The 23718-nt window shown below is 65.0% G+C and carries 20 protein-coding genes; 7 read left to right on the plus strand and 13 right to left on the minus strand.

Annotated features, from left to right (window positions below; all coding sequences use genetic code 11):
- Positions 1-295 precede the first annotated feature (295 nt).
- From OU995_RS09235 to OU995_RS09250, 4 genes are all read left to right on the plus strand, one after another.
- Positions 296-3232, plus strand: a complete 2937-nt coding sequence (locus OU995_RS09235; protein WP_267835228.1) for a ribonucleoside-diphosphate reductase subunit alpha — start codon at positions 296-298, stop codon at positions 3230-3232.
- A gap of 338 nt (positions 3233-3570) precedes the next feature.
- A complete protein-coding gene (locus OU995_RS09240) occupies positions 3571-4758 on the plus strand; it encodes a ribonucleotide-diphosphate reductase subunit beta (protein ID WP_267836221.1) in 1188 nt (395 codons plus the stop codon).
- 70 nt (positions 4759-4828) lie between these two features.
- Positions 4829-4987 (plus strand): hypothetical protein, encoded by a 159-nt coding sequence (locus tag OU995_RS09245; RefSeq protein WP_267835229.1) that lies wholly within the window; start codon positions 4829-4831, stop codon positions 4985-4987.
- A 1-nt stretch (position 4988) separates the two neighbouring features.
- Positions 4989-5639 (plus strand): histone, encoded by a 651-nt coding sequence (locus OU995_RS09250; protein WP_267835230.1) that lies wholly within the window; start codon positions 4989-4991, stop codon positions 5637-5639.
- 417 nt (positions 5640-6056) lie between these two features.
- On the opposite strand, the gene OU995_RS09255 is transcribed toward OU995_RS09250, so the two are convergent.
- The 11 genes from OU995_RS09255 to OU995_RS09305 all read right to left on the minus strand — a co-directional run bounded on the left by OU995_RS09255 (position 6057) and on the right by OU995_RS09305 (position 17333).
- Positions 6057-7898 (minus strand): zinc-ribbon and DUF3426 domain-containing protein, encoded by a 1842-nt coding sequence (locus tag OU995_RS09255; RefSeq protein ID WP_267835231.1) that lies wholly within the window; start codon positions 7896-7898, stop codon positions 6057-6059.
- Positions 7899-8025: 127 nt separating this feature from the next.
- Complete coding sequence (prmA, locus tag OU995_RS09260) at positions 8026-8940, minus strand: 50S ribosomal protein L11 methyltransferase (RefSeq protein WP_420714840.1); 915 nt, start codon at positions 8938-8940, stop codon at positions 8026-8028.
- 116 nt (positions 8941-9056) lie between these two features.
- Positions 9057-10406 carry an acetyl-CoA carboxylase biotin carboxylase subunit gene (accC, locus tag OU995_RS09265; RefSeq protein WP_267835232.1) on the minus strand — a complete coding sequence of 450 codons (1350 nt, stop codon included), beginning with the start codon at positions 10404-10406 and terminating at the stop codon, positions 9057-9059.
- A 9-nt stretch (positions 10407-10415) separates the two neighbouring features.
- Positions 10416-10880, minus strand: coding sequence for an acetyl-CoA carboxylase biotin carboxyl carrier protein (accB, locus tag OU995_RS09270; RefSeq protein WP_267835233.1), 465 nt, complete (start codon positions 10878-10880; stop codon positions 10416-10418).
- Positions 10881-10944: 64 nt separating this feature from the next.
- The gene (gene aroQ / locus OU995_RS09275; protein WP_267835234.1) at positions 10945-11382 is read right to left on the minus strand and encodes a type II 3-dehydroquinate dehydratase; all 438 of its coding nucleotides are present in this window, start codon (positions 11380-11382) and stop codon (positions 10945-10947) included.
- Positions 11383-11570: 188 nt separating this feature from the next.
- Entirely contained in the window at positions 11571-12146 is a 576-nt protein-coding gene (locus OU995_RS09280; protein WP_267835235.1) for a TlpA family protein disulfide reductase, read from the minus strand.
- Positions 12146-12739 carry a hypothetical protein gene (locus tag OU995_RS09285; RefSeq protein ID WP_267835236.1) on the minus strand — a complete coding sequence of 198 codons (594 nt, stop codon included), beginning with the start codon at positions 12737-12739 and terminating at the stop codon, positions 12146-12148. Before OU995_RS09285 ends, OU995_RS09280 begins: the two co-directional genes overlap by 1 nt.
- Positions 12736-13482, minus strand: coding sequence for a monofunctional biosynthetic peptidoglycan transglycosylase (gene mtgA, locus OU995_RS09290; protein WP_267835237.1), 747 nt, complete (start codon positions 13480-13482; stop codon positions 12736-12738). Before mtgA ends, OU995_RS09285 begins: the two co-directional genes overlap by 4 nt.
- A complete protein-coding gene (aroE, locus tag OU995_RS09295; RefSeq protein ID WP_267835238.1) occupies positions 13479-14375 on the minus strand; it encodes a shikimate dehydrogenase in 897 nt (298 codons plus the stop codon). Before aroE ends, mtgA begins: the two co-directional genes overlap by 4 nt.
- A 45-nt stretch (positions 14376-14420) precedes the next feature.
- Positions 14421-15281 (minus strand): TonB family protein, encoded by an 861-nt coding sequence (locus tag OU995_RS09300; RefSeq protein WP_267835239.1) that lies wholly within the window; start codon positions 15279-15281, stop codon positions 14421-14423.
- A 9-nt stretch (positions 15282-15290) separates the two neighbouring features.
- A complete protein-coding gene (locus OU995_RS09305; protein WP_267835240.1) occupies positions 15291-17333 on the minus strand; it encodes a ribonuclease catalytic domain-containing protein in 2043 nt (680 codons plus the stop codon).
- A 256-nt stretch (positions 17334-17589) separates the two neighbouring features.
- On the opposite strand from OU995_RS09305, the gene lplT reads away from it, so the two are divergent.
- Positions 17590-18855 (plus strand): lysophospholipid transporter LplT, encoded by a 1266-nt coding sequence (gene lplT, locus OU995_RS09310; protein ID WP_267835241.1) that lies wholly within the window; start codon positions 17590-17592, stop codon positions 18853-18855.
- A 10-nt stretch (positions 18856-18865) separates the two neighbouring features.
- On the opposite strand, the gene OU995_RS09315 is transcribed toward lplT, so the two are convergent.
- Positions 18866-20104, minus strand: a complete 1239-nt coding sequence (locus tag OU995_RS09315; protein WP_267835242.1) for a glycosyltransferase family 4 protein — start codon at positions 20102-20104, stop codon at positions 18866-18868.
- A 106-nt stretch (positions 20105-20210) separates the two neighbouring features.
- On the opposite strand from OU995_RS09315, the gene OU995_RS09320 reads away from it, so the two are divergent.
- Positions 20211-20942: a hypothetical protein gene (locus OU995_RS09320; protein WP_324288731.1), complete on the plus strand. Its 732-nt coding sequence runs from the start codon at positions 20211-20213 to the stop codon at positions 20940-20942.
- An 88-nt stretch (positions 20943-21030) separates the two neighbouring features.
- A complete protein-coding gene (locus OU995_RS09325; RefSeq protein ID WP_267835243.1) occupies positions 21031-22020 on the plus strand; it encodes an alpha/beta fold hydrolase in 990 nt (329 codons plus the stop codon).
- A 33-nt stretch (positions 22021-22053) separates the two neighbouring features.
- Here OU995_RS09325 and OU995_RS09330 read toward each other — a convergent pair whose 3' ends face one another.
- A complete protein-coding gene (locus OU995_RS09330) occupies positions 22054-23712 on the minus strand; it encodes an aminotransferase class III-fold pyridoxal phosphate-dependent enzyme (RefSeq protein ID WP_267835244.1) in 1659 nt (552 codons plus the stop codon).
- Between the last annotated feature and the right edge of the window lie 6 nt (positions 23713-23718).

A 23718-nucleotide genomic window follows, 5' to 3' on the forward strand; every position in this document is an offset into this window, starting at 1 on the left:
GCCCAGGTCGATGGAACTCCTTTGACGCTATCGGTAGTTGCTTGAAGGTGGGCGACACCCTAGATATAGTGTCCAGCATGCTATCCTGCTGACTTCGCAAAACCGCGATGAACGCCTCCTCCACCGTCTTGTTGATGCCCCCGCGCTGCACGCGCGCTGGCCTTGCAGCGGTGTCGGGATACGGGGCGGGACACCACATCAAACATCACCCCAAAACTTGAGACGTCGGCCCGGTCGGGTTGCCCGGGCACGGCGTTGCTTTTTGTTTTTTCGAACCAGAACAGACGAGGATCCCATGCAGACAGTCGCCGTCACACCGACCGCCGAAGCGGGCCTGGCGCAGACTCCCCGCGAGTCCGCCCCGATCGCCGCCGGCAGCTACCAGGCTTACCAGATCATTCGCCGCAACGGTGCGGTGGTGCACTTTGAGCCGAGCAAGGTGGCGGTGGCCATGATGAAGGCCTTCCTGGCGGTGCACGGCACCAGCGGTGCGGCTTCGGCCAGCGTGCGCGAGACCGTGGATGCCCTGACCGAAGCCGTGGTGCGTGCGCTGGTGCGCTCGCGTCCGGGCGGCGGCACCTTCCATATTGAAGACGTGCAGGACCATGTGGAACTGGCGCTGATGCGCGGTGGGCACCATGAGGTGGCCCGTGCTTATGTGCTGTACCGCGAACGTCGTTCGCTGGAGCGCAAGCATCAGAGCGAAGTACAGCAGGCCGCTGTGCTGGAGTCCGGCATCAGCGTGACCGAAAACGGCGCCCGCGTGCCGCTCGACCTGAACAAGCTGTCGGCCCTGATCGTGTCCAGCTGTGAAGGTCTGGGCGACGACGTCAAGCCCGAGCCGATCCTGGCCGAGACCAAGCGCAACCTGTACGACGGCGTCCCGATGGACGAAGTGCACAAGGCCGCCATCCTGGCCGCCCGCACGCTGATCGAAAAGGATCCCGGCTACACCCGCGCCACCGCCCGTCTGCTGCTGCATACGATCCGCAAGGAAATCCTGGGCGAGGAAGTGACGCAGGCCGAAATGGCCAGCCGTTACGCTGACTATTTCCCGAGCTTCATCAAGAAGGGCGTGCAGGCCGAACTGCTGGACGAGCGTCTGCAGCAATACGACCTGGCCAGGCTGGGCGCCGCCCTGAAGGCCGAGCGCGACTTCCAGTTCGACTACCTGGGCCTGCAGACCCTGTTCGACCGCTACTTCCTGCATGTGGACGGCACCCGCATCGAAATGCCGCAGGCCTTCTTCATGCGCGTGGCCATGGGCCTGGCGCTGAACGAGATCGACCGCGAAGCCCGCGCCATCGAGTTCTATGAAGTGCTGTCGAGCTTCGACTTCATGTCCAGCACCCCGACGCTGTTCAATTCCGGCACCCGGCGTTCGCAGCTGTCCAGCTGCTACCTGACCACGGTGGCCGACGACCTGGACGGCATCTACGAAGCGTTGAAGGAAAACGCGCTGCTGTCGAAGTTCGCCGGTGGCCTGGGTAACGACTGGACGCCGGTGCGTGCGCTGGGTTCCCACATCAAGGGCACCAACGGCAAGAGCCAGGGCGTGGTTCCTTTCCTGAAGGTAGTCAACGACACCGCCGTTGCGGTGAACCAGGGCGGCAAGCGCAAGGGCGCTGTCTGCGCCTATCTGGAAACGTGGCACCTGGACATCGAAGAGTTCCTGGAACTGCGCAAGAACACCGGTGACGACCGTCGTCGTACCCACGACATGAACACGGCGAACTGGATTCCCGACCTGTTCATGAAGCGTGTGATTGAAGGCGGCGACTGGACCCTGTTCAGCCCTTCCACCTGCCCGGACCTGCACGACCTGTTCGGCCAGGCCTTCGAAACGGCCTATGTCGCCTACGAGGCCAAGGCCGACCGTGGCGAGATCAAGCTCTTCAAGCGCATGCAGGCCCGTGACCTGTGGCGCAAGATGCTGACGATGCTGTTCGAAACCGGCCATCCCTGGATCACGTTCAAGGACGCCTGCAACGTGCGCTCGCCGCAGCAGCATGTGGGCGTGGTGCACTCGTCCAACCTCTGCACCGAGATCACGCTGAACACCAACGACAACGAAATCGCGGTGTGCAACCTGGGTTCGGTCAACCTGGCGCAGCATCTGAAGGACGGCGAGATCGACCAGGTCAAGCTGAAGAAGACGGTGTCTACCGCCATGCGGATGCTGGACAACGTCATCGACATCAACTACTACGCCGTCAAGAAGGCACGGGATTCCAACCTGCGTCACCGTCCGGTGGGTCTGGGCATCATGGGCTTCCAGGATGCGCTGTATCAGCTGCGCGTGCCCTACGCCTCGCAAGCGGCGGTGGAATTTGCCGACCGTTCGATGGAAGCCGTCTGCTACCACGCCTACTGGGCGTCCACCGACCTGGCTGCCGAGCGGGGCCGCTACAGCAGCTACCGTGGTTCGCTGTGGGACCGCGGCATCCTGCCGATCGACTCGCTGAACCTGCTGGCCGAAGCCCGAGGCGGTTATGTGGATGTGGACCGTTCCGCCACCCTGGACTGGGACAGCCTGCGCGCCAAGATCGCCCGTGACGGCATGCGCAACAGCAATTGCGTGGCCATCGCTCCGACCGCGACCATCTCCAACATCATCGGTGTGGACGCGTCGATCGAGCCTTGCTTCGGCAACCTGTCGGTCAAGTCCAACCTGTCCGGCGAGTTCACCGTGGTGAATGAGTGCCTGGTCCGCGACCTGAAGAAGCTGGGCCTGTGGGACGACGTGATGGTCATGGACCTGAAGCACTTCGACGGTTCCCTGCGCCGCATTGACCGCGTGCCGGATGAGCTCAAGCAGCTCTACGCCACCGCTTTTGAAGTTGACACGGTCTGGCTGGTGGAGGCCGCTGCGCGTCGCCAGAAGTGGATCGACCAGGCGCAGAGCCTGAACATCTACATGGCCGGCGCATCGGGCAAGCGTCTGGACGAGACCTACAAGCTGGCCTGGCAGCGTGGCCTCAAGACGACCTATTACCTGCGCACCATGGGCGCCACACACGCCGAGAAGAGCACGGTGCAAAACGCCGGCCAGCTCAACTCGGTGAGCAGCTCGGTGGGTGGCCTGCATGCGGCGCCGGTCGCTGCTGCGATGGCACCGGTGGCGGTGGCCGCTGTCGAGACCTCGGTCTCGCCGCTGATCGACACCAACACACCGGCCACCGACGTCAAGTTCTGCGCGATTGACGACCCGGGTTGCGAAGCCTGCCAGTAAGCAGTTGTTGAAGGCCTGACAAGTTCAGCAAGGCTGCCGCGAGATGCATGAATCATCTGCGGCAAGCCTTGCCGAAAAACCGGGCCGACGCTCGCGATGCGAGTGTTCATCGATGTTCTCGGCCGTTGTCTGTTTGACGGGAAGCTTCCGAAAGCATCGATGAGCACTTGATGGCAGATCGCCGATCTGCCTTTTCACCGCCATTTCAACGGTGTCTGCGCGCCTCCTCGGAAGCGAAATGCGATGCGGACCAGCAACAGGGAAGTGGCGCTGAAGTCAAGAAGTCCTTTGTGTTTGAACACAACACTCCGATAATCCGCGACGATAGGAAGACCACCATGTTGGTTTGGGAAGAAGACCGTAAACCTTCGAGCAGCGCGCCGGCCTCCGGTGCATCGATTCACGCAGCGACCATGAGCACCATGGACGCCGCGCGTCAGTCCGTCGCTTCGAATGTTCCTTCGAGCGCCGGTACTGCAGCATCGACTGACAGCACCCAGGCCAGCACCCGACGTGTCAACGTCGCGGACAAACGCATCATCAATGGCCAGACCGACGTCAACCAGCTTGTGCCGTTCAAGTACAAGTGGGCGTGGGAGAAGTACCTGGCCACCTGCGCCAATCACTGGATGCCGCAGGAAGTGAACATGTCCCGCGACATCGCCCTCTGGAAAGACCCCAACGGTCTGACCGAGGACGAGCGGCGCATCATCAAGCGCAACCTCGGTTTCTTCGTGACTGCGGATTCGCTGGCGGCCAACAACATCGTGCTGGGCACCTATCGCCACATCACCGCTCCTGAAGCTCGCCAGTTCCTGCTGCGCCAGGCGTTTGAGGAAGCCATCCACACCCACGCGTATCAGTACATCGTGGAGTCGCTGGGCCTGGATGAGAGCGAGATCTTCAACGCCTATCACGAGGTGAAGTCGATCCGCGACAAGGATGAGTTCCTCATCCCTTTCATCGACGCGATCATGGATCCCAACTTCGTCACCGGCACGCTGGAGGCGGACCAGACCTTGCTGAAGTCGCTGATCGTGTTTGCCTGCCTGATGGAAGGCCTGTTCTTCTACGTCGGCTTCACGCAGATTCTGGCGCTGGGCCGCCAGAACAAGATGACCGGCGCCGCCGAGCAGTATCAATACATCCTGCGCGACGAATCCATGCACTGCAACTTCGGCATTGATCTGATCAATCAGATCAAGCTGGAGAATCCGCACCTGTGGACCCCCGAGTTCCGTGCCGACATCAAGCAACTGTTTGAGGAGGCCGTGGAGCTGGAATATCGCTACGCCGAAGACACCATGCCGCGCGGCGTGCTGGGTCTGAATGCAGCGATGTTCAAGGGCTACCTGCGCTATATCGCGAACCGTCGCGCGACTCAAATCGGCCTGGAGGCGCTCTTCCCGAATGAAGAGAACCCCTTCCCGTGGATGAGCGAGATGATCGACTTGAAGAAGGAGCGCAACTTCTTCGAGACCCGCGTGATCGAATACCAATCGGGTGGTGCTCTGTCCTGGGACTGATGAAGTCCAAGGCCGGAGCAACCCCTGAACTGTTGACTGTTTGACTGTAGAAAAGAGATCAAGATTGGCGATGCAATTCACCGACCGACATAGAAGCGGCGGCCTTGCATCGCACCCTGATTCATTGCACCGTGGCGAACTCCCTCGACTCATGGGCAATGAATACCTGCACTGGCAACAACCGGTTGTTGACGGGCAGGGCTATTTCCACTTGATCAAGGAGAACTGAAATGGCAACTGCGAAGAAGGCCGCTCCGGCCAAGAAGGCCGCCCCGGCAAAGAAGGCTGCGGCGAAGAAGGCAGCTCCGGCTGCAAAGAAGGCCGCTCCGGCGAAGAAGGCAGCTCCGGCTGCTAAGAAGGCCGCTCCGGCCAAGAAGGCAGCTCCGGCCGCCAAGAAGGCCGCTCCGGCCAAGAAGGCAGCTGCAGCGAAGAAGGCTGCTCCGGCGAAGAAGGCTGCTGCTGCCAAGAAGGCTGCTCCGGCTGCGAAGAAGGTTGTGGCCAAGAAGGCTGCACCGGCCAAGAAGGCCGCTGCTCCCAAGAAGGCTGCTCCTGCCAAGAAGGCTGCCGCTCCTGCGAAGAAGGCCTCCGCTGCCAAGAAGCCGCCGATCAAGGCTGTTGCCAAGGCTGCCAAGCCGGCCGCTAAGCCTGCTGCGAAGCCGGCTGCCAAGAAGGCCACCGCTGCCAAGCCCGCTGCCAAGGCTTCCAAGCCTGCTGCGAAGCCGGCCGCCAAGAAGGCCTCTGCCAAGAAGGCTGCTGCCAAGCCTGCCGCTGCCCCTGCGCCTGCTGCCGCTGCGAAGCCCGCCGCTGCTCCTGCGCCTGCCGCAAAGACCGCGCTGAGCCCGCAAGCCGCTTGGCCGTTCCCGACGGGCAACAAGCCCTGAGCGACCTGCGCTAAATGAAACCCGGCCTTTGATATAAGGCCGGGTTTTTTTTGCCCCCGGTTTGGCTGGCCTAGGGCCAGCCAAACACGCCCCCCAAGGGGGCTGGGCCGACCTTGGGGCGGCCCGGCGGTCAGCCCCCTCACTCAGTGTGCAGCCCCGCTTGAACGGCGCTTCGCGCGTTCGGCGCGACAGTGTGCCTACAGGAGCGGTGAAGTGATGATTTTGGGGACGGCCCGGCGGTCGGCCTCCTCACTGAGTGTGCAGCCCCGCTTGAACGGCGCTTCGCGCGTTCGGCGCGACAGTGTGCCTACAGGAGCGGTGAAGTGATGATTTTGGGGACGGCCCGGCGGTCGGCCTCCTCACTGAGTGTGCAGCCCCGCTTGAACGACGCTTCGCGTGTTCGGCGCGAAGGCGCCGTCAGGGGTAGAACAGTTCGACGGTGTAGCCGCTGATCTTGGTGTTGCCGCTGTCGAAGACGACTTGCAGTTGTTGGTCTCCGCCAGCAGTGAAGGTCGATGAGGTGGCACGCAATTCCTCGGGGGAAAGCATGCGGCGCACAACGAGTTGGCCGGAGGCATCCGTCAGGCTGAGGTCCAACCAGGGTTGGGCTACGTCCCAGTTGCTGCGGTTGCGCAGACTCAGCGACAGGCGGTAGTGGTTGCCTTCACCCGCCGGATTGAGGCTGCTGCTCTCCACACTCAACGCCTCAATGTGCTGCCAAGGCTTCAGCTCTTGCCCCATGGCCGTGGTCATCTTCAACAGCATCGGACGAGCCACCGGATATTGCGCCGCAATGGCCTCGCGCCCTTGCCAGACGACCTGGCCCCCCACACCCACCAGCAAACCAAGCGCCGCAGTGCCCAGCGTCGCCCGGACCCACGGACGGTGCCAGCGCTGCGCCGATTCAGCCTTGCGCACAAAGCTCGGCATCGCCGCTGCATCCGCAGCCGCCTGCCGCTCCTTGATGCGCGCCTCCGCCTTGGCAGCCTTCTCCGCCGCCTTCCTCGTCTCCAGCGCCAGCTTCTCGGCCTCTTTGGCCGCTCGCGCCGCTTCCTTTTCCGCGTCCCGCGCTTCCTTCTCAGCGTCCTTGGCCGCCTTCTCCGCCGCTTTCTCAGCCGCCTTCTCCGCCGCCTTGGCATCCAGCTTGGCCCGTCGCGCCGTTTCCGCCGCAGCTTTCTCCGCCGCCTTGCGCTCCGCACGCGACAACGGCACTTCACCCGCCGTGGACGGCATCAGCGACGGTTCGCCCGGATCGATCGGCGTATGCACCGGCACCCGCGGATCCAGCGACGGCTCTTGAGACTTCAATTGCGCCGCCGTGGCCGGACTCAGCGCCAACAGCACATCCGGACGATCATCATCCGTCACCGGCGGCGGCAGCTCGTCTTCCTCAAACCGCATGCCTTTCGGTTCGGGTAGATGCGATCGGGGATCCGCCGTCGGCGCCGCCGACAGGAACGGCTCCACTCGCTCTTCGCCATACGACGATTCCAGCGAAGACCCTGGCCCCTGCGCCTGCGAGGACGAAACGCCCGTACGGCTGCGAGGACGGCTGTAATGCCGCGGTGAGGGCAGCAGCGAATCCTCATCGTCATCACCAAAGTCGCCCGGCAGCGGGCGCGACGGCGCAAAGGGATTCAGTTCGTTGTCGTCATTGGCCAACCAGCCACTGTCGCGCGGCGGTTCGATCGGCGCCGGCGGAACTCGGCGGGGTAGGTCGTCAAAGGCCGCTGCCATCGATCGACTGGGAACTGTCGTGGGTGCCTCCGGCCCCTGAGTCGGCGCCGAATTGGGACCCGGACGGGTCGCGTATCCCTGAGCCACCGCATCCATCGGCGCTTGCGGCCGCCCAGACGGCGGCGGCTGATAGGCCGGAGCGGGCGGCTGAGAAGTGGGCGGATAGGGTGCTGGATAGGGCGCTGGATGGGGCGCTTGATAGGGGGGCTGCTGAGAGGGCTGCTGATACGGCGGCTGATAAGGCGCCTGAACCGGTGCCTGAACCGGGGCCTGCATAGGCGACTGCACGGGCGGCGACGGCAACGCCGCCTGGCGTGTTGCCTGGCGGGTTGCCGGCGGCGGGGCCGAGGCCTGCGGGGGCCAGGGCGGCGGGCTGTCCCGCTCCAGATCAAACAGCTGCTCGCGAGCGTCAAACACCTCCGCGCAGCGGCCACAACGCACCCAGCCTTCCGACACACGCAACTGGTCCTGCACCACCCGGAAGATGGTGCCGCAGGTCGTGCAGCGGGTCGCGAGATTCATGGCCGGAATGATGCCAGAAACAGGGTCAGTCCTTGACGCTCGTCTCCGGGCCAAGGCCGTCTGACAAGGCCCTGGAGACGATTTGATGCAATTCGTTCAGGCCGTTAAGAGGCCTTCCACACACTCGTCAGACACGCCGGGCCGTCATCAGGATCCAGCCGTCTTCCCGGTCCGCCACTTCCAGGGCGACATGCGGTGCGTAGGCCGCCTTCAGTTCGTCAGCCTGTCGCTCCAGAATGCCGGCCAGCACCAGGTGGGCACCCGGTGCCAGATGCTGGCACAGCAGCGGCGCCAGCAGCTTCAGCGGTGTGGCCAGGATGTTGGCCAGCACCACCGGATATTCGCCCTTGGCCGCATCCGGCAGCGCCGCATGGATGCTCACCTTGTTCTCCTGTGCGTTCTGCAGCGAGGCCTGCACCGCCGCCGGGTCAATGTCCACCGCATCAATGCCGCGTGCGCCAAACAAGCCGGTGGCAATGGCCAAGATGCCGGAGCCGCATCCATAGTCCAGCACCCGGTCCCAGCCGGCCGCTTCGTCCCCATGGCCTGCAATCCAGCGCAGGCACATCCGAGTGGTCGGATGCGAACCGGTTCCGAAGGCCAGGCCCGGGTCCAGTCGCATCACCTGACGGGCCTGGGCGGGCGCTTCATGCCAGGAGGGCACGATCCAGAAGGTGGGGGTGATTTCCACCGGCGCAAACTGCGATTGGGTCAGACGCACCCAGTCCTGCTCTTCCACCGCCTGGATGGTTTGCACGTGGACGTCACTCGCCCAGTCCTGCGCCAGCAGCAGGGTGGCCGCTTCCATGGCCTGGGCCTCGGTCTCGAACAAGGCCTTCACCACCGAACGGTCCCAACCGGCCTTGGGGGCCGGCATGCCCGGTTCCCCAAAGAGGGCGTTTTCGATGGGGGTGTCCGCGTCGGCATCTTCCACCGACACGGCCAGGGACTCGATCTCCATCAGCGCGTCGCTGACGGTTTCTACGTCCTCTTCGCGGCAGATCAGGATCAGTTCGTGCAACTTGGCGTCGCTCGTGCTCATGGTGGCTCCAGAAAGCGTGAAGCCCCCAAGGCGGCCACATCGGGCCAGCGCTTGAGGGCGGGGACGCCCGCAGGCGTCGATCAACAGTGACAGGGGTTCGTCAGAACTTCAGCGCATCAGCGCTTGTGCTGGCTCATCCACGATTCTAGATAGTGGATGTCGGTGCCGCCTTCGATGAACTTGGCATCGGCCATCAGCTCGCGGTGCAGCGGGATGTTGGTCTGGATGCCTTCGACCACCGTTTCCGACAGCGCAATCCGCATGCGAGCCAGGGCCTGCTCGCGGGTGTCGCCGTGCACGATGATCTTGCCGATCATCGAGTCGTAGTTGGGCGGCACGAAGTAGTTGGTGTAGGCATGGGAATCCACCCGAACGCCAGGACCACCCGGCGGATGCCACATCGTGATGCGGCCGGGCGACGGGATGAACTTCACCGGGTCTTCGGCATTGATGCGGCATTCGATGGAATGGCCGCGCATCGTGATGTTGCGCTGGGTGAAGGGCAGCTTTTCACCCGCAGCGATGCGGATCTGCATCTGCACGATGTCGATGCCGGTCACCAGTTCCGTCACCGGATGCTCCACCTGCACGCGGGTGTTCATCTCGATGAAGTAGAACTCGCCGTTTTCATACAGGAATTCAAAGGTGCCCGCGCCGCGGTAACCCATCTTCTTGCAGGCGGCCGCGCAGCGGTCACCCACCCGTTCGATCAGGCGGCGGGGAATGCCGGGCGCCGGTGCTTCCTCGATGATCTTCTGATGGCGGCGCTGCATGGAGCAGTCACGCTCACCCAGCCAGACGGCATTCTTGTGGCCGTCGGCCAGCACCTGGATTTCCACGTGACGCGGATGTTCCAGGAACTTCTCCATGTAGACCTGCGGATTGCCGAAGGCGGCACCGGCTTCGGCCTTGGTCATCTGCACGGCATTGACCAGGGCAGCTTCGGTATGCACCACGCGCATGCCGCGACCACCACCGCCGCCAGCGGCCTTGATGATGACCGGGTAGCCGATCGTGCGGGCAATGCGCACAACTTCCTTGGGATCGTCCGGCAACGCGCCTTCGGAACCGGGCACACACGGCACACCGGCCTTGATCATGGACTGCTTGGCCGACACCTTGTCGCCCATCGTCCGGATGTTCTCCGGGGTCGGGCCGATGAAGGTGAAACCGCTGCGTTCGACGCGTTCGGCGAAGTCGGCGTTTTCGCTCAGGAAGCCATAACCCGGGTGGATAGCTTCGGCGTCGGTGACCTCGGCCGTGGCGATGATGGCCGGCATGCTGAGGTAGCTCTGCGCGGACGGGGCCGGGCCGATGCACACCGCTTCATCGGCGAGCTTGACGTATTTCGCGTCTCGGTCCGCCTCGGAGTAGACCACCACCGACTTCACGCCCAGTTCGCGGCAGGCGCGCTGGATGCGAAGGGCGATTTCTCCCCGGTTGGCGATCAGGATCTTCTTGAACATGCCAACGCCTTATTCAATGACGATCAGCGGCTGGCCGAATTCCACCGGCTGGCCGTTTTCGGCCAGCACCTTGACGATGGTGCCGGACTTGTCGGCTTCGATCTCGTTCATGATCTTCATCGCCTCGATGATGCAGATGGCATCACCTTCCTTGACCTGCTGGCCCACTTCCACGAAGGGCTTGGCATTGGGGCTGGACGCGCGATAGAACGTGCCCACCATGGGCGACTTCACCAGATGGCCCGCCTCGGCCGCAGGCGCGGCGGCCACTGGCGCGGGGGCTGCAGCGCCGGCAGCGGCTGGCTGGGCGGCGACCATCGGCTGAGCCGCCTGCATCACCGGCATGGCCGCCACGAGGGGCGCGCCATCGGACTTGACGATGCGCACCTTGCCATCGGCTTCGGTGATTTCAAGTTCAGAAATGTTCGACTCGGACACGAGGTCGATCAGGGTCTTGAGCTTGCGCAAATCCATAGGGTTTCTCCAACGGGGAAGGTTTGTATTCTGTCTATGCCCGACACGGGCCTGGCCGGCTGGGCTAGGCGCCGTGATGACTCAGCGCGTACTGCAGGGCCAATTGATAACCCATGGGGCCCAGGCCGCAGATCACGCCCACCGCAAGTTCCGACACATAACTGTGATGCCGGAAGGACTCCCTGCGGTGGATATTGGACAGGTGTACTTCAACAAAAGGCAGCGCCACTGCCGCCAGCGCATCGCGAATGGCAACGCTGGTGTGGGTGTAGGCCGCCGGATTGATGATGATGAAGCGCGTTCCGTCGCGCCCGGCCGCCTGGATGCGGTCTACCAGGGCTCCCTCATGGTTGCTCTGGAAGGTTTCAAGCTGCACGCCGGCTTCATGCGCCTTTTGACGTAGATCATCGTCGATCTGCGTCAAAGTGTGAGCGCCATACACCCCGGGCTCCCGGGTGCCGAGAAGGTTGAGGTTGGGGCCGTGAACAACAAGAATCTGCATCTGCGACCGGTCCTGACTCATTAGAGCGAAGACACTAGAAGCGTAAAAGGGTGGACTTTACGCCTTTTGTCCCCAGATCCAGGCAGCTTCACAAAAATAAATGGCTTGACCCTCGGTTGGCACTTGGCTAGGGAATGCTGCGTGCCCAGGCCTCTCCTGTTGGCGATTGACAAAGCGCCGCCTGCGCGTCAGACCGACGTGGAAGCGACCATCTGCCGCAATTCATCCAGATGAGTGGCGCCGAGTTTGCGCCAGATCGGCTCACCTTTTGCGCCGAAAGCCACCGTAAAAGGCAGGCCCCCTTTGGTGTTGCCCAATTGGCGGGACAAGTCGGTGCCGGTGAGCCCAGCCAGCGCCACGGGAAAGCGAAGCGGGAGTTTGGCCAGGAACCCGCGGACCGGGGTGGGGGCATCGACCGCCAGCCCCAGCACCTGCCAGCCCTTGGCGGCGAATTCCTCATGGAACTGATTGATTTCCGGAAGTTCCTTGACGCAGGGGGCGCACCAGGTGGCCCAGAAATTCAGTAGCAGCGGCTTGCCGCGCAGTTGTTGGGCGGGCAGGAAAGGCTGCTGATCCAGGGTGTCGAAGCTGGCATTCCAGAAGGCTGCTGCCGCTTCGGAGAGCGGGGCAGCGGACACCGTGGGCGGTGTTGTGCCGCCACCGGCTTCACGCTCATGCCGCAGGGCGAGCATCACACCGCCCGCGCCGGCCGCCACCGCCGCGCCGCCCATGGCGGTCAGCCCCAGGAGCTTTCTTCTCTGCATCAGGCGTCATCCTTCATCAATTGTCGGAGTGCGGACAGGTCACCGCGCTCGGTCCGGCCGCGCGAGTCCGGCTTGAGGGCGCCGCGCTGGTCGTTGTAATCCAGAATGGTCAGCGCCAGCGTGACCCGCTCATTCAAGGCACGGCAGGGGACGTCCAGGATGAGTTGATCCACCGCGTCGCCGCGGCTGTTGCGCGCCTGGCCGACGTCATAGTCCACGCCCTGATTCAACAGCGCAATCTCCGCCGACTTGCTGTCGTCGCAGTAGAGCTGCAAATGGATGTTGGACAAGCGGGTGGCCGTGCCACGCCAGACCGCTCCGGTGAGATGGGGGCGGAATTCGGCCAACCGCTCCATCCACACCGCAGCGACTTCACGCAGGGCGGCGAGTTCGGCGGGTTGGGTGTCTGAGCAGAAGATCGACAGATATTCCCGAACCTGATCTTCCAGTTCATCGTTGTCCGGCAGCGGCGTGCGGGGCGGCAAGCCCAGCGTGCGCAAAGCGCGTGTTTTGGCAGGACCATAGTCCAGCCCCTCTTCCACGACCAGCCGGGCTGCCGTTGCAGCGATCTCGGCACTGAGTTCGGAACTCATGGCAACTCCACGGCACCCATACGAGCCTCAATAGTGCCTGCACGGCTGAGCAAGTAGGGCGAGCGGGGGCGTTTTTCGAAGCGTTTGGGTGCGGGCAGCATCACGGCCAGGTTGGCCGCCTGCGGGGGGCTGAGCCGGGAGGCGTCCACCTGGAAGTAACGCCGTGCGGCCGCCTGGGCGCCAAACACGCCTTCGCCCCATTCCACATGATTCAGATACAGCTCCAGGATGCGCTGCTTGCTCAGCACCGCTTCCAGCATGTAGGTGAGGACAAACTCCTGTGCTTTGCGCGCCAGGGTGCGCTCCGAACTCAGGAACAGGTTCTTGGCCAGCTGCTGGGTGATGGTGGACCCCCCCACGATCTTGGCCACCGGCGGCGGCTTGGACGGCGCGGTCACCGCCAGCCGGGCCGCGCGTTTTTCTGCGCGGGCCTGTTCCTTCTGGTTGCGCTCCCAGGCTTTTTCCATCGCTTCCCAGTCCACGCCCCCGTGTTCATTGAAGCCTGCGTCCTCGCTGGCAATGACGGCCCGCTTCAGGTTCACGCTGATGTCTTCACCGTCCATCCAGCGCTGCGCCCAGGAGACCGACCCCTTCTCTCGCAGCAGGCGCAGGATTTCGGTGCGCTGGAAGCTGGTGGATTCCGGCGGGAGCACCGCCATCAGGGCAATGCGGGCAGCAAAGAAGATTTGCAGGCAGAGCATGCTGACGATCAGCATCAGCACGAGTCGCAGCAGTTGTTTCACGACGCGGCCTCCACCTGACGGCGCAGGTCGGCCAGCACCGGCGCACTGTCCGGACGCACGCCGCGCCACAGCACAAAGGACTCCACCGCCTGTTCCACCAGCATGCCCAGCCCGTCACGCAGGCAGGCCGAATCGCCGCCCTGGCCCCGGGCCCAGCCCAGGAAGCCAGCGGCGGACGGGCCATACATCATGTCTACCGCTACGCCGCCAGGGGCCAGCACCGGGCGGCCTGGGTCCGGCAGCGGAAGCCCGGCGCCGCTGAGGGAACTGCTGGTGCCGTTGATCAACACGTCAAAGAGCCCGTCGGTCGAGTCCAGCCCGGCCGCCTGCAGTCGAACCCGATGTTCATCTGCAAAAGCCTGATGGCTGCGCTGGAGCGCCACGGCCTTGTCGGGGCTGCGGTTCACGATATGGATCTCGGCAGGGCGTGCGCTGATCAAGCTGCCCAGCACCCCGGCCGAGGCACCACCCGCGCCGATCAGCAGCACGCGCCGTCCAGCCAGCGGGCGAGCCGCATTGCGCTCGATATCGGCCACCAGGCCGGCGCCGTCGGTGTTGTCGCCCAACCAGCCCTCGGCGTCGAAACGCAGCACATTGACCGCGCCGGCCAGTTGCGCCCGGGGTGTGAGCCGGCGGGCCAGGCGGGCCGCTTCGAACTTGAACGGCACGGTGACGTTGCAGCCCCGGCCGCCGGCAGCAGCAAAGGCCCTCAGCGTGGCCTCAAAACCATCCAGCGGACACAGCAGGCGCTCATAGCTCAGCACCTGGCCGGTCTGAAGCGCAAAGGCGGCGTGGATGGCCGGCGAGCGGCTGTGCGCCACCGGATTGCCGGCCACGGCATATCGATCAACCGCTTCAGTGGCGGAGGAGGGGGAGTGGGGCTCGGAGCTCATGTCAGCGGAACGAGAGTCTCGGGATCCGGTCGGTGCCGGGTGTCATCAGGACGGGTTGCCCGTCATCGTGGCTTCCAGCCCTTCATCCCGTGTGAAGCGGAAACGGGAGGTGATGACCAGCACTTCCGCGCCCTTGCGCATGGCCGGCGTGAAGCCGCCAAACGGGCCACTGGCCTGCACGATGGCCACCGCCCGGCGGTCCAGCACCCGGTTGCCGGAGCTTTGCACGATGTCCGTTTCCACCACGCGGCCCCGGAAGTCCACATGGATGTTCATCGTCAGCTCGCCATAGAGCTTGCGGCCTTGATAGGTGGGGAAGTCGCGGGTGCCCCGGGCTTCGATGCGGCGGCGCAGCGTGTCGTAATACTGGGCATACACCACCTCGCGGGTGGCAGGGCTGAGGTAGCGCTTCTTCGGTCGCGCATTCTCATCATTCACCCGCTTCTCGATCTCCGCCAGCAACTGCACCAGCTGGCGGCGGCGCTCTTCCTGCTGCTGCGCCTGCGGCGTGCCCTTGTCCCGTTGGGGGTCCGGGGTCGGCAGCAGGGCGAGTTCGCGGCGGATCTGGGTGAGCAGCTGTTCCTGCGTCTGCTGCAACTGCTGGATCTGGCTGTGCTGCACCTCGATGCTGTCACCGGTCTCCACCTTGGGGGAGGGCGGCAGCGGCGAGGTGGCCCGCACCTTGGCATCGGTGTCACCACCGCCCGCCAGGTTGGCCTGGGCCAGGGCCTGGGCCTGCGACGGCGCTTCATGCCCCCGCGCGTTGACCAGAATGACTTCCAGCGGTGTGTCCTGGAACAGCCGGTCCAGCTGTTCCGGGGGAATCACCCTGACTGCCGTGATCAGGATCACATGGAACCCGATCGAGGCGATCAGCGCCGTCTGCAGGTAGCTGAGCTTGGGCATGGGATGAAATCAGGAAGCGCCCGGGGGCGCCGTTTCCGAGGACGCGGCCGGCGCATCCTCCGCATTCACGTCGATGGCCAGGGTGAGCACGCCGCTGGGTTCTTCGTCCTCTTCCGCGTCTGCAGCGTCATCCGCCGTCGCCACCGCATCCAGGCGTTCCACCAGGCTGGCATGCACATCCAGCGTCAGCTCATCCAGTCCGGTGATGCGCACCTTCACATGGCTGTGACGGGGCAGGCTTTCGCAACCCAGGGCGCGGAACACCAGCGGGAGATCGTCCGCACGGACCAGGCCTTCCTTCATCACCGCCGCCGTCAGCTCGGTGATGCCCTGCTGCTTCAGAAAACGCAGGGTCCAGTAGCGTTCGATGCCCGACTGGAAGCCGTTGTAGGCGCTGTAGGCGGCATCGAAGCCGGAGATGATGGAGAAAAGCTGGGCGTCCTTGGGCTTGAACGGCGCCACCAGGGCGGCCGTGCGGCCATGGCGGGCGCAGGCAATGATCTGCCACTGGTTCACCAGGTCCACATACCGGCGCAGCGGCGAAGTGGCCCAGGTGTATTGGCTGACGCCCATGCCGGCATGGGGGGCCGGCTTGGTGCCCATGCGCACCTTGATGCCGGGCGCCAGGCTGGCCTGGCTGCGGTAGATGCCGGGCACACCGCATTCGGCCAGAAAAGCACCCCAACTGCTGTTGGCCAGGATCATGGCTTCGGCCACGATGAGATCCAGCGCCGCACCGCGCTGGCGCACGCCGATGCTGACCTGCTCGGTGCCTTCCGGCTCATGGTCGCCGTTGCCTTCCAGGCGGAAGTTGTAGTCGGGCCGGTTGAAGGTCTCTGGCTTGCCGCGCACCACTTCGCGCTTGGCCTTCAGGTCCTTGGCCAAACGGTAGGCAAAGGCCAGCTCCGGGGCGAAATCGTAGTCGGCCGGTTCGGCGCCGGTCAGCGTGGCGTCGGTGATGACCTTGTCCAGCTTGTCGTGGCGCAGGTTGGCCGCAATCGGCACCCGCTCCAGGCGGGTTTCGCGGGCGGTGATCTCCAGCGTGGCCTCGTCCATCGTGAGGTAGATGCTGACGGCCGGGCAGTCGCGTCCTTCGATCAGGGTGTAGGTTTGCACCACCTCGTCGGGCAGCATGGTCAGCTTCCAGCCCGGCATGTAGACGGTGCTGAAGCGGTCCCGCGCCACCTTGTCCACCGGGGAGTCCGGCTGGATGGCCAGGCCGGGGGCGGCAATATGCACCCCGAACACCACCGAGCCGGTGCCCAGCCCCTGGACCGACAGCGCATCGTCGATTTCGGTGGTGGCCGAATCGTCGATGGAGAAGGCGCGTACCGACGCCAGCGGCAGTTCGTCCTTGATGGCCGGCGCCGACAGGGCCGGGAAGGCCGTCCCTTTGGGGAAGTGCTCGAACAGGAAGCGCTTCCAGTGGAATTGATAGGGGCTGGTGATGGCGCCCGCGTCTTTGAGCAGGTCCAGCGGCGCCTTCTGGCTGCGGCGGGCCGCTTCCACCAGGGCTTTGTATTCCGGGCCGTTCTTGTCCGGGCGGAAGAGAATGCGGTAGATCTGCTCGGTGATGGGGGCTGGGCAGCGACCTTCTGCCAGTTCACCGGCCCATTCTTCGATCTGGGCGGCAATCTGCTTCTTGCGCTCGATGCCCAGCAGCGCCGCCTTGACGATGTCCGCCGGCGCCTTCTTGAATTGACCCTTGCCCATGCGCCGGAAGTAATGCGGCGCTTCAAACAGCCGGAACAGCGCGCCGGCCTGCTGGCTGATCGAGGCCTTGGCGTCGAAATAGTCCCGTGCAAGGTCGGCAAAACCGAACTCGTTCTCCGGAGCAAATTCCCAGGCCAGGTCCAGGTCGATCTCCTGGGCAAGCCGCTGCCCGTCCGCCATCAGCTCAGCCGGGGACGGCTTGTCGAACTTCAGCAGGACGTTGGCGGATTTCACTTTGACGCGCTTACCCGAATCCAGTTCGATCTGCATCGAGGATTCGGCTTCGGACATCACGCGGCCGGCGAGGAATTTTCCGGCGTCTTCGAACAGGGCAAACATAGCGGTGGCATTGTCGCTGATCGGCGCGACGCCCGAGCGGCGGGTAGAGCGGGCTCGGTGTCAATTCGTTCCGGTCGTGGAGTCATGGTTGACTTTCCGACCTGTGGCCGGATGGCCCGGCAGACCCCCTTTGTTGTCAATTTGTTGTCAACGTGCTGTCAACGCCCTGTCAAGGCAGCGTCACCGGGGGCTTTCACACTCCGGCGGCACCTGGGTCTGTATCCCTTCACTTTGAGCGGCCTCGTCCGCCGCGCCGATGCCTCATCGCTTCTATACGCTCATCGCCGCCCAGTTCTTTTCTGCGCTGGCGGACAACGCCCTGCTGATTGTGGGCATTGCCCTGCTGCGGGAGATGGGGCAGCCGGTGTGGTGGGCGCCCCTGCTCAAACTCTGTTTCACCCTGGCCTATGTGCTGCTGGCGCCGGCGGTGGGGCTGCTGGCCGACGCGGTGCCCAAGGTCGCCTTGATGACCTGGATGAATGGGCTCAAGGCCCTGGGCGTCGGCGCCATGGTGCTGGGGCTGGACCCGCTGGCGGCGTTTGCCGTGGTGGGGGTGGCGGCCTCCTGTTATGCACCGGCCAAATACGGGCTGATCACTGAAATCGTCCCACCCGGGCGTCTGGTGGCGGCCAATGGGTGGATCGAGGTGTCGGTGGTGTGCTCGGTGCTGCTGGGCACGCTGGTGGGGGGGCTGCTGGTCAGCCCTTGGTGGATGAGCGTGGCGGCCGGGTGGCCGCTGCGCAGTCCGCTGATGGGGTCGCTGCTGGCGCTGCTGAGCTTGTATGCCACGGCTGCGGTGCTGCAATGGCGGGTGCCGGAGAGTGGAGCGGTGTATGCCCGTTCACCCCGGCAGCCGGTGGCCATTCTGAAAGACTTTCTGGCGTCCAACGCCATGCTGTGGCGCGATCGTCTGGGCGGTCGGCTGTCGCTGTCGATGACGACGCTGTTCTGGGGCGCAGGCGCCACGCTGCAACTGGCGGTGCTGCAATGGGCGCAGGATGTGCTGGGCTTGCGGCTGAACCAGGGCGCCTATCTGCAAGCCACCGTGGCCATTGGGGTGGTGGCGGGGGCCGGGCTGGCGGGCCGCTGGATCAGCTTGCATCACGCAATCCGGGTACTGCCGCTGGGTCTCCTGCTCGGGCTGCTGATGCTGGCCACCCCCTGGGTGCGCTCACTGGAATGGGCCCTGCCGGCGATGGTGCTGGTGGGGGCGGTGGGAGGGGCGATGGTGGTGCCGATGAATGCGCTGCTGCAACACCGGGGTGTGCAACTGCTCAGCGCGGGCCGCTCGATTGCGGTGCAGGGCTTCAATGAGAATCTGAGCATCCTCCTGATGCTGGGGCTCTACACGAGCCTTCAGGCGTGGGGCGTCCCGCTGGTGTGGCTGATGAGCGGGCTGGGTGTGTTTGTCAGCCTGACGGTCGTCACCTTGATGCTTCGCCGCCGAGGGCGGCAAGTGCCGCCGTCAGAACGAGAACGACCAGTAGCAACAGGCAGCAGTGGCGTTCTGCCGGAGCGTTGAGTGCAAGGGCTCACGCCCGCACCGGCGGCGCCAGCAAACCGGCGCTGGCCCGCAGCGCAACGCTGGTTCCGTCAATGGCCGCCGCATACACCTGCTCGATCCCTTGCACGATGCCGTCCCAGCCCATCGATTCGGCGCCCTCCCGGGCTGCGGCACGCATCGCCGTGAGGCGCTGGCGGTCTTCCAGCAACCCCAGCAGCCGCTCTGAAAACATGTCAGCCCCGCTGCCCAACGGCACCGTCGCGCCATTCACACCGTGACGCACCAGCAGCGCCGCCGCTGCGTAGTGATAGGCCAGTACTGGCAACCCGCTGGCCAAGGCTTCCGGCGTGACGTTGCCATAGGTCTCGGTCACGCTCGGGAACACAAACACATCGCCGCTGGCGTAGTGGGCGGCCAAATCCTCGCCATGGCGCATGCCGGCAAAGATGGCCTCCGGCAGTTGCTGCTGCAGTTCGGCCCGGGCAGGGCCATCCCCCACCAGCACCAGCCGGGCGCGGGGATGGTGGCGCCGCACCGTCGGCCACAGGTCCACCAGCAATTGAAGATTCTTTTCTGCCGCCAACCGGCCCACATGCAGCAGCACCGGGTCCTGCGGGGCCACGCCCCATTGCTCCCGCAAGGCTTCGCTGCGGCGGGCAGGGTCGAACAGCTGGGTGTCCACCCCGCGCGCAATCACGCTCACATGCCGGAAGCCCTGCGCCATCAGCTCCCCCGCCAGCGTGGCGTTGGGCACCATGGTGCTGTGGCAGCGGTTGTGGAACTTGCGCAGATAGGCCAGCAACGGCCGGCGCAACCAGCCAATGCCGTAATGCTGGGCATACGCATGGAAATTGGTGCGGAACTCCGACACCACCGGCAGCTTGAGCTGACGCGCTGCCTGCAGTGCCGACCATCCCATCGGCCCTTCCGTCGCGATGTGCACCACATCCGGCCGACGGTTGGCCCACAGCTGCACCAGCGTGCGCTTGGACACCACGCCCATGCGCAAATGCGGATAACGCGGCACCGGCAGGCCCCGCATCAGGACCTCGTCCGAGCGGGGCCCGGCGGCATCACTGGCGGCCTGGCGGGGGCGCAGCAGTTGCACCGCATGATCGCGGTCCTGCAGGCCCTTCACCACGCAGGCAATGCTGCGGGCCACCCCGTTGACTTCAGGCGGATAGGTTTCCGTCACCACGGCCACGCGGAAGTACCGTTGGCGTGTGGGTAGCTCGTCCACCTCGAGTTCGATCGGCGCGCTTGTCATGCCGGAATGATGGTCGCCGTTCGCAACAGTTGTGTGACGCTGCGGGTCGTCACGCGCCTGAAACAGCGGCGCGACACAGTCGCCACGTCGCCGTCGCACTGGCGCCATGAAACTGCCACGTCTCTGCCATGCCGCAGCGACACCGGGCCGTCGGGTGCGTGCGGCATTCCTGATCATTTATCTGGACGAGGGCCGCATGAAGGACTTTCTGGACCTGCTCAATGAACAGCGCTGGGACGACCACCGCTACTACCATCACTGCCGCATCAACCAGTCGCTGCACCTGTTGAGCGCCTGCTGCTTTGTGGTGGCTTACGGCCTGCTGTTGGTGGATCCGGCCTGGGCCGCCTTGCTGGCCTGGGGGGTGTCCATGACCAGCCGTCAGGCGGGCCACTTCTTCTTCGAGCCCAAAGGCTTTGATGAGGTGAACCAGGCCACCCATGAGCACAAGGAAGCCATCAAGATTGGCTACAACCTGCGTCGCAAGATCGTGCTGATGGCGCTGTGGGCAGCCTCGCCGGTGGCCTTGTGGCTGCAGCCCGGCCTCTGGGGCCTGTTCGCCCCGGCCACCAGCTTTGTGGAGTACCTCCACCAGCTTGGCCTGATCTGGTTCTGGCTGGGCGTGGGGGGGCTGGTGTTCCGCGTGCTGCAACTGGCGGTCACCCGCGACCTGCGCACCGGTTTGGCCTGGGCCACCAAGATCATCACCGACCCCTTCCACGACATTCAGCTCTACCATCGCGCTCCGTTGCATCTGTTGCGCGGTGAGCGCATGGATCCCATGCATCACGTGCTGATGGAACGGCAGAATGCGGGGCACGGCGAGCAGGCTGCCTGAGGGCCGCGGCTGACCCCTTGTCGGGTCAGCCCACCGGAACCTCACGGGACGGCTCGCCGGATGTCCGTCCCTGTCCGGAGGTTCCTGCATGTCCCTGCCGCCCTGGCGCCGCTGGCTGGCGCCTGTCCTGTCCCTGCGGGCCTGGTCCCCCGCGCTGCTTGCTTTGCTGCTCGCAGGCTGCAGCGCCATGCCCAATACCGGCACCCAGCGCCTGGTGGGCGGGCCGGTGGTCTACACCTATGTCGGGCAGGGCAAGCCGGTGGTGGTGCTGCAGTCCAGCATCGGCGACGGACGCGACCCCTGGATTCCGGTGCTGAGCGAACTGCGCAGCCGCTATTCGGTGTTTGCTTACGACCGCCCTGGCTACGGCGACAGCTCCGCGACGCCGCCCACCCCTCGCAACCCCTGCGGCATTGCCACCGAATTGCATGACCTGCTGCATGCTTCCGGCGTGCAGCCGCCCTATCTGCTGGTGGGGCATTCGATGGGCGGGCTCTATCAATACGCCTTCTCGCGTTTGTATCCCGATGAGGTGGCCGGCCTGGTGCTGGTGGATGCGGTGCATCCGATGCACACGCGCCGCATGCAGGTGGAAGTGCCGCTGATGGCCAACATGCTGGAGAGCATGAGCCGGCGAGTGTTCCGGGGCATCCTGCAGGTGGAATACAACATGCAGACCGACTGTGTGGATGCCCTGCTCGCCAAACGGCGCCCGGATGTGCCGGTGCGGGTGCTGACGCGAACCGTCTACACGCAGGAAGAAACCATCAGCGGTTTCGAAGCCATGGTGCATGGGCTGGAGCCGAACTGGCTGCCCCTGACCGGTGGCAAACGCATCGAGCCGGTGGAGGGCGCCGGGCACTACATCCAGCGGGACCATCCGGAGGCCGTGGTGGCGGCCGTGGATGGCGTGGTGAAGGAAATGGCGGAGCGCAAGGCGGCGGCTGCCACTGCAGCGGCTACAGTCGCGGCCTCAGCGGCCTCAGCGGCCTCAGCGGCCTCAGCCGCCACCGCGCCCCCGGCTTCCCCGGCCAGTGCTCCCGCAACGGCCGCGTCTTCACCCGTGCAGACGCATTGAGACCAGCGCGCTGGTGAGCGCCGGTCCCCGCGATCAGCGCGCCAGCCCCAGCGTCTCCAGCAGCAGGCGGCGCTTGATCGCCTTGTTGGTCAGATCCGCCGGGCCGGTCCACCAGCCCCCGTCTCGCATGGCCTGAGCCGCCGCCAGGATGCGCCGCTGCACCTCATCGAAGTCCTCCTCGCTGAAATCGGTGCTGAAGATCATGCGGCCGGTGCCCACCCAGCTCAGGGCCAGCCCCTGGGCCCGCATGAAGTACTGCAGCATCCAGTTGTAGCGGGAGGGTTGCAGGTAGTAGAGCGTCCAGACGGACGACATGTTGGCCGCCCGCAGCGGCAGGTCGGCCGCTTCCAGCGCCGCATTCAGCCGGGCGCGTCGCTGATCCTGAAGCTCGTCCTGCTCACGCAGCGTCCGCTGCCACGCCGGATCTTCCAAGGCATCCAGGAAGACCGACATCGCACCCATCACATAGGGATGTGTATTGAACGTGCCTCGGGCAAAGCAGATGTCCGCCGGGCGCTGCTCCCGGTAGCGCTTCATCCAGGCGGCCTTGCCGCAGACCACGCCCACCGGCAGGCCGCCGCCCAGGGTCTTGCCGTAGGTGACCAGATCGGCCTGTACGCCGAAATAGGCCTGCGCCCCGCCCAAGCCGAGGCGGAAACCCATGAAGACTTCATCGAAGATCAGTGCAATGCCGCGTTCGGTGCAGACCTGCCGCAGTTCCTTCAGCCAGGCGGCATAGGCCTCCCGGTCATAGGCGGCGCGCCGTGAACTGTCCACCAGCGAGCCGTCCCCCGGTGCTGGCTTGTTGGGATGCAGCGCCTGCAGCGGGTTGACCAGCACGCAGGCGATGTCCCGCCGTGTGCGCAGCACCTGCAGGCTGCGGGCATGCAGGTCCCGCAGGGTGTAGGTGCGTTCGGCCGGCAAAGGGTTGCCCGGCCCCGGTTGAGCCTCGTCCCACCAGCCGTGATAAGCACCGCAGAAGCGCACCAGATGCGTGCGGCCGGTGTGGTAGCGGGCCAGACGCACCGCCTGCATCACCGCTTCGGTCCCGGACATGTGAAAGGACAACTGCTCCATGCCGGACAGCGCCAGCAGCCGCTGCACATTGCTTTCCACCAGCGGGTGGTACACCCCCAGCACCGGGCCGAGTTCCGCCACCCGGGCGCTGCCTTCAGCAATGCAGCGCTGGTAGAACGGGTAGCCGAACAGGTTGACGCCATAGCTGCCCGCCAGATCAATGAACCGTTGGCCGTCCAGGTCGGTCAGCCAGTGGCCGTCGCTGCGGGCCATCACTGCGCCCAGGGGCAGGGCCGTCTGCACCACCGGGCTGAAGGGCGGCGGCACGCGGTAGCTGCTGGTGAACTGGAGATCCGGCAGGCCCGGCTTCAGGGCCTGGGTGGCCGCCACGCTGCGGGCATGCCGTTCCCGCAGCGTCAGCGACAAGGCGTCGAAGCTGGCCCGGCGGCGGGCAGCCATCTCCAGCGGCGCATCGTCCGCCTGGAAAAAGCGGTCGTCACCAAAACGTTGTGACGGCATCCACCGCGCCAGGCGCACCGCCATCCGCGAATGCCCGGCGAGCGACGGATGTTTGGCGCGCGACAGCTGGAGCCGGCGCCAGCCCTTGGGCGCGAGCGCAAGGGCGGCGGTCAGCAGGCCGGCGGCTGCTAAAGCGGAGAGAAAATCAGGATTCATGGCAAT

The sequence above is a fragment of the Roseateles sp. SL47 genome, assembly GCF_026625885.1.
Lineage (GTDB): Bacteria > Pseudomonadota > Gammaproteobacteria > Burkholderiales > Burkholderiaceae_C > Roseateles.

What these genes read in the sequence shown, in the direction of transcription:
- OU995_RS09255 (WP_267835231.1), bottom strand. Translation starts at nt 7,898, where the DNA reads ATGAATCTCGCGACCCGCTGCACGACCTGCGGCACCATCTTCCGGGTG.
- OU995_RS09320 (WP_324288731.1), top strand. Translation starts at nt 20,211, where the DNA reads ATGAAACTGCCACGTCTCTGCCATGCCGCAGCGACACCGGGCCGTCGG.
- OU995_RS09285 (WP_267835236.1), bottom strand. Translation starts at nt 12,739, where the DNA reads ATGAGTTCCGAACTCAGTGCCGAGATCGCTGCAACGGCAGCCCGGCTG.
- aroQ (WP_267835234.1), bottom strand. Translation starts at nt 11,382, where the DNA reads ATGCAGATTCTTGTTGTTCACGGCCCCAACCTCAACCTTCTCGGCACC.
- OU995_RS09330 (WP_267835244.1), bottom strand. Translation starts at nt 23,712, where the DNA reads ATGAATCCTGATTTTCTCTCCGCTTTAGCAGCCGCCGGCCTGCTGACC.
- prmA (WP_420714840.1), bottom strand. Translation starts at nt 8,940, where the DNA reads ATGAGCACGAGCGACGCCAAGTTGCACGAACTGATCCTGATCTGCCGC.
- OU995_RS09280 (WP_267835235.1), bottom strand. Translation starts at nt 12,146, where the DNA reads ATGCAGAGAAGAAAGCTCCTGGGGCTGACCGCCATGGGCGGCGCGGCG.
- OU995_RS09250 (WP_267835230.1), top strand. Translation starts at nt 4,989, where the DNA reads ATGGCAACTGCGAAGAAGGCCGCTCCGGCCAAGAAGGCCGCCCCGGCA.
- lplT (WP_267835241.1), top strand. Translation starts at nt 17,590, where the DNA reads ATGCCTCATCGCTTCTATACGCTCATCGCCGCCCAGTTCTTTTCTGCG.
- aroE (WP_267835238.1), bottom strand. Translation starts at nt 14,375, where the DNA reads ATGAGCTCCGAGCCCCACTCCCCCTCCTCCGCCACTGAAGCGGTTGAT.
- OU995_RS09325 (WP_267835243.1), top strand. Translation starts at nt 21,031, where the DNA reads ATGTCCCTGCCGCCCTGGCGCCGCTGGCTGGCGCCTGTCCTGTCCCTG.
- OU995_RS09240 (WP_267836221.1), top strand. Translation starts at nt 3,571, where the DNA reads ATGTTGGTTTGGGAAGAAGACCGTAAACCTTCGAGCAGCGCGCCGGCC.
- OU995_RS09305 (WP_267835240.1), bottom strand. Translation starts at nt 17,333, where the DNA reads ATGTTTGCCCTGTTCGAAGACGCCGGAAAATTCCTCGCCGGCCGCGTG.
- accC (WP_267835232.1), bottom strand. Translation starts at nt 10,406, where the DNA reads ATGTTCAAGAAGATCCTGATCGCCAACCGGGGAGAAATCGCCCTTCGC.
- OU995_RS09315 (WP_267835242.1), bottom strand. Translation starts at nt 20,104, where the DNA reads ATGACAAGCGCGCCGATCGAACTCGAGGTGGACGAGCTACCCACACGC.
- OU995_RS09300 (WP_267835239.1), bottom strand. Translation starts at nt 15,281, where the DNA reads ATGCCCAAGCTCAGCTACCTGCAGACGGCGCTGATCGCCTCGATCGGG.
- OU995_RS09235 (WP_267835228.1), top strand. Translation starts at nt 296, where the DNA reads ATGCAGACAGTCGCCGTCACACCGACCGCCGAAGCGGGCCTGGCGCAG.
- OU995_RS09245 (WP_267835229.1), top strand. Translation starts at nt 4,829, where the DNA reads ATGCAATTCACCGACCGACATAGAAGCGGCGGCCTTGCATCGCACCCT.
- accB (WP_267835233.1), bottom strand. Translation starts at nt 10,880, where the DNA reads ATGGATTTGCGCAAGCTCAAGACCCTGATCGACCTCGTGTCCGAGTCG.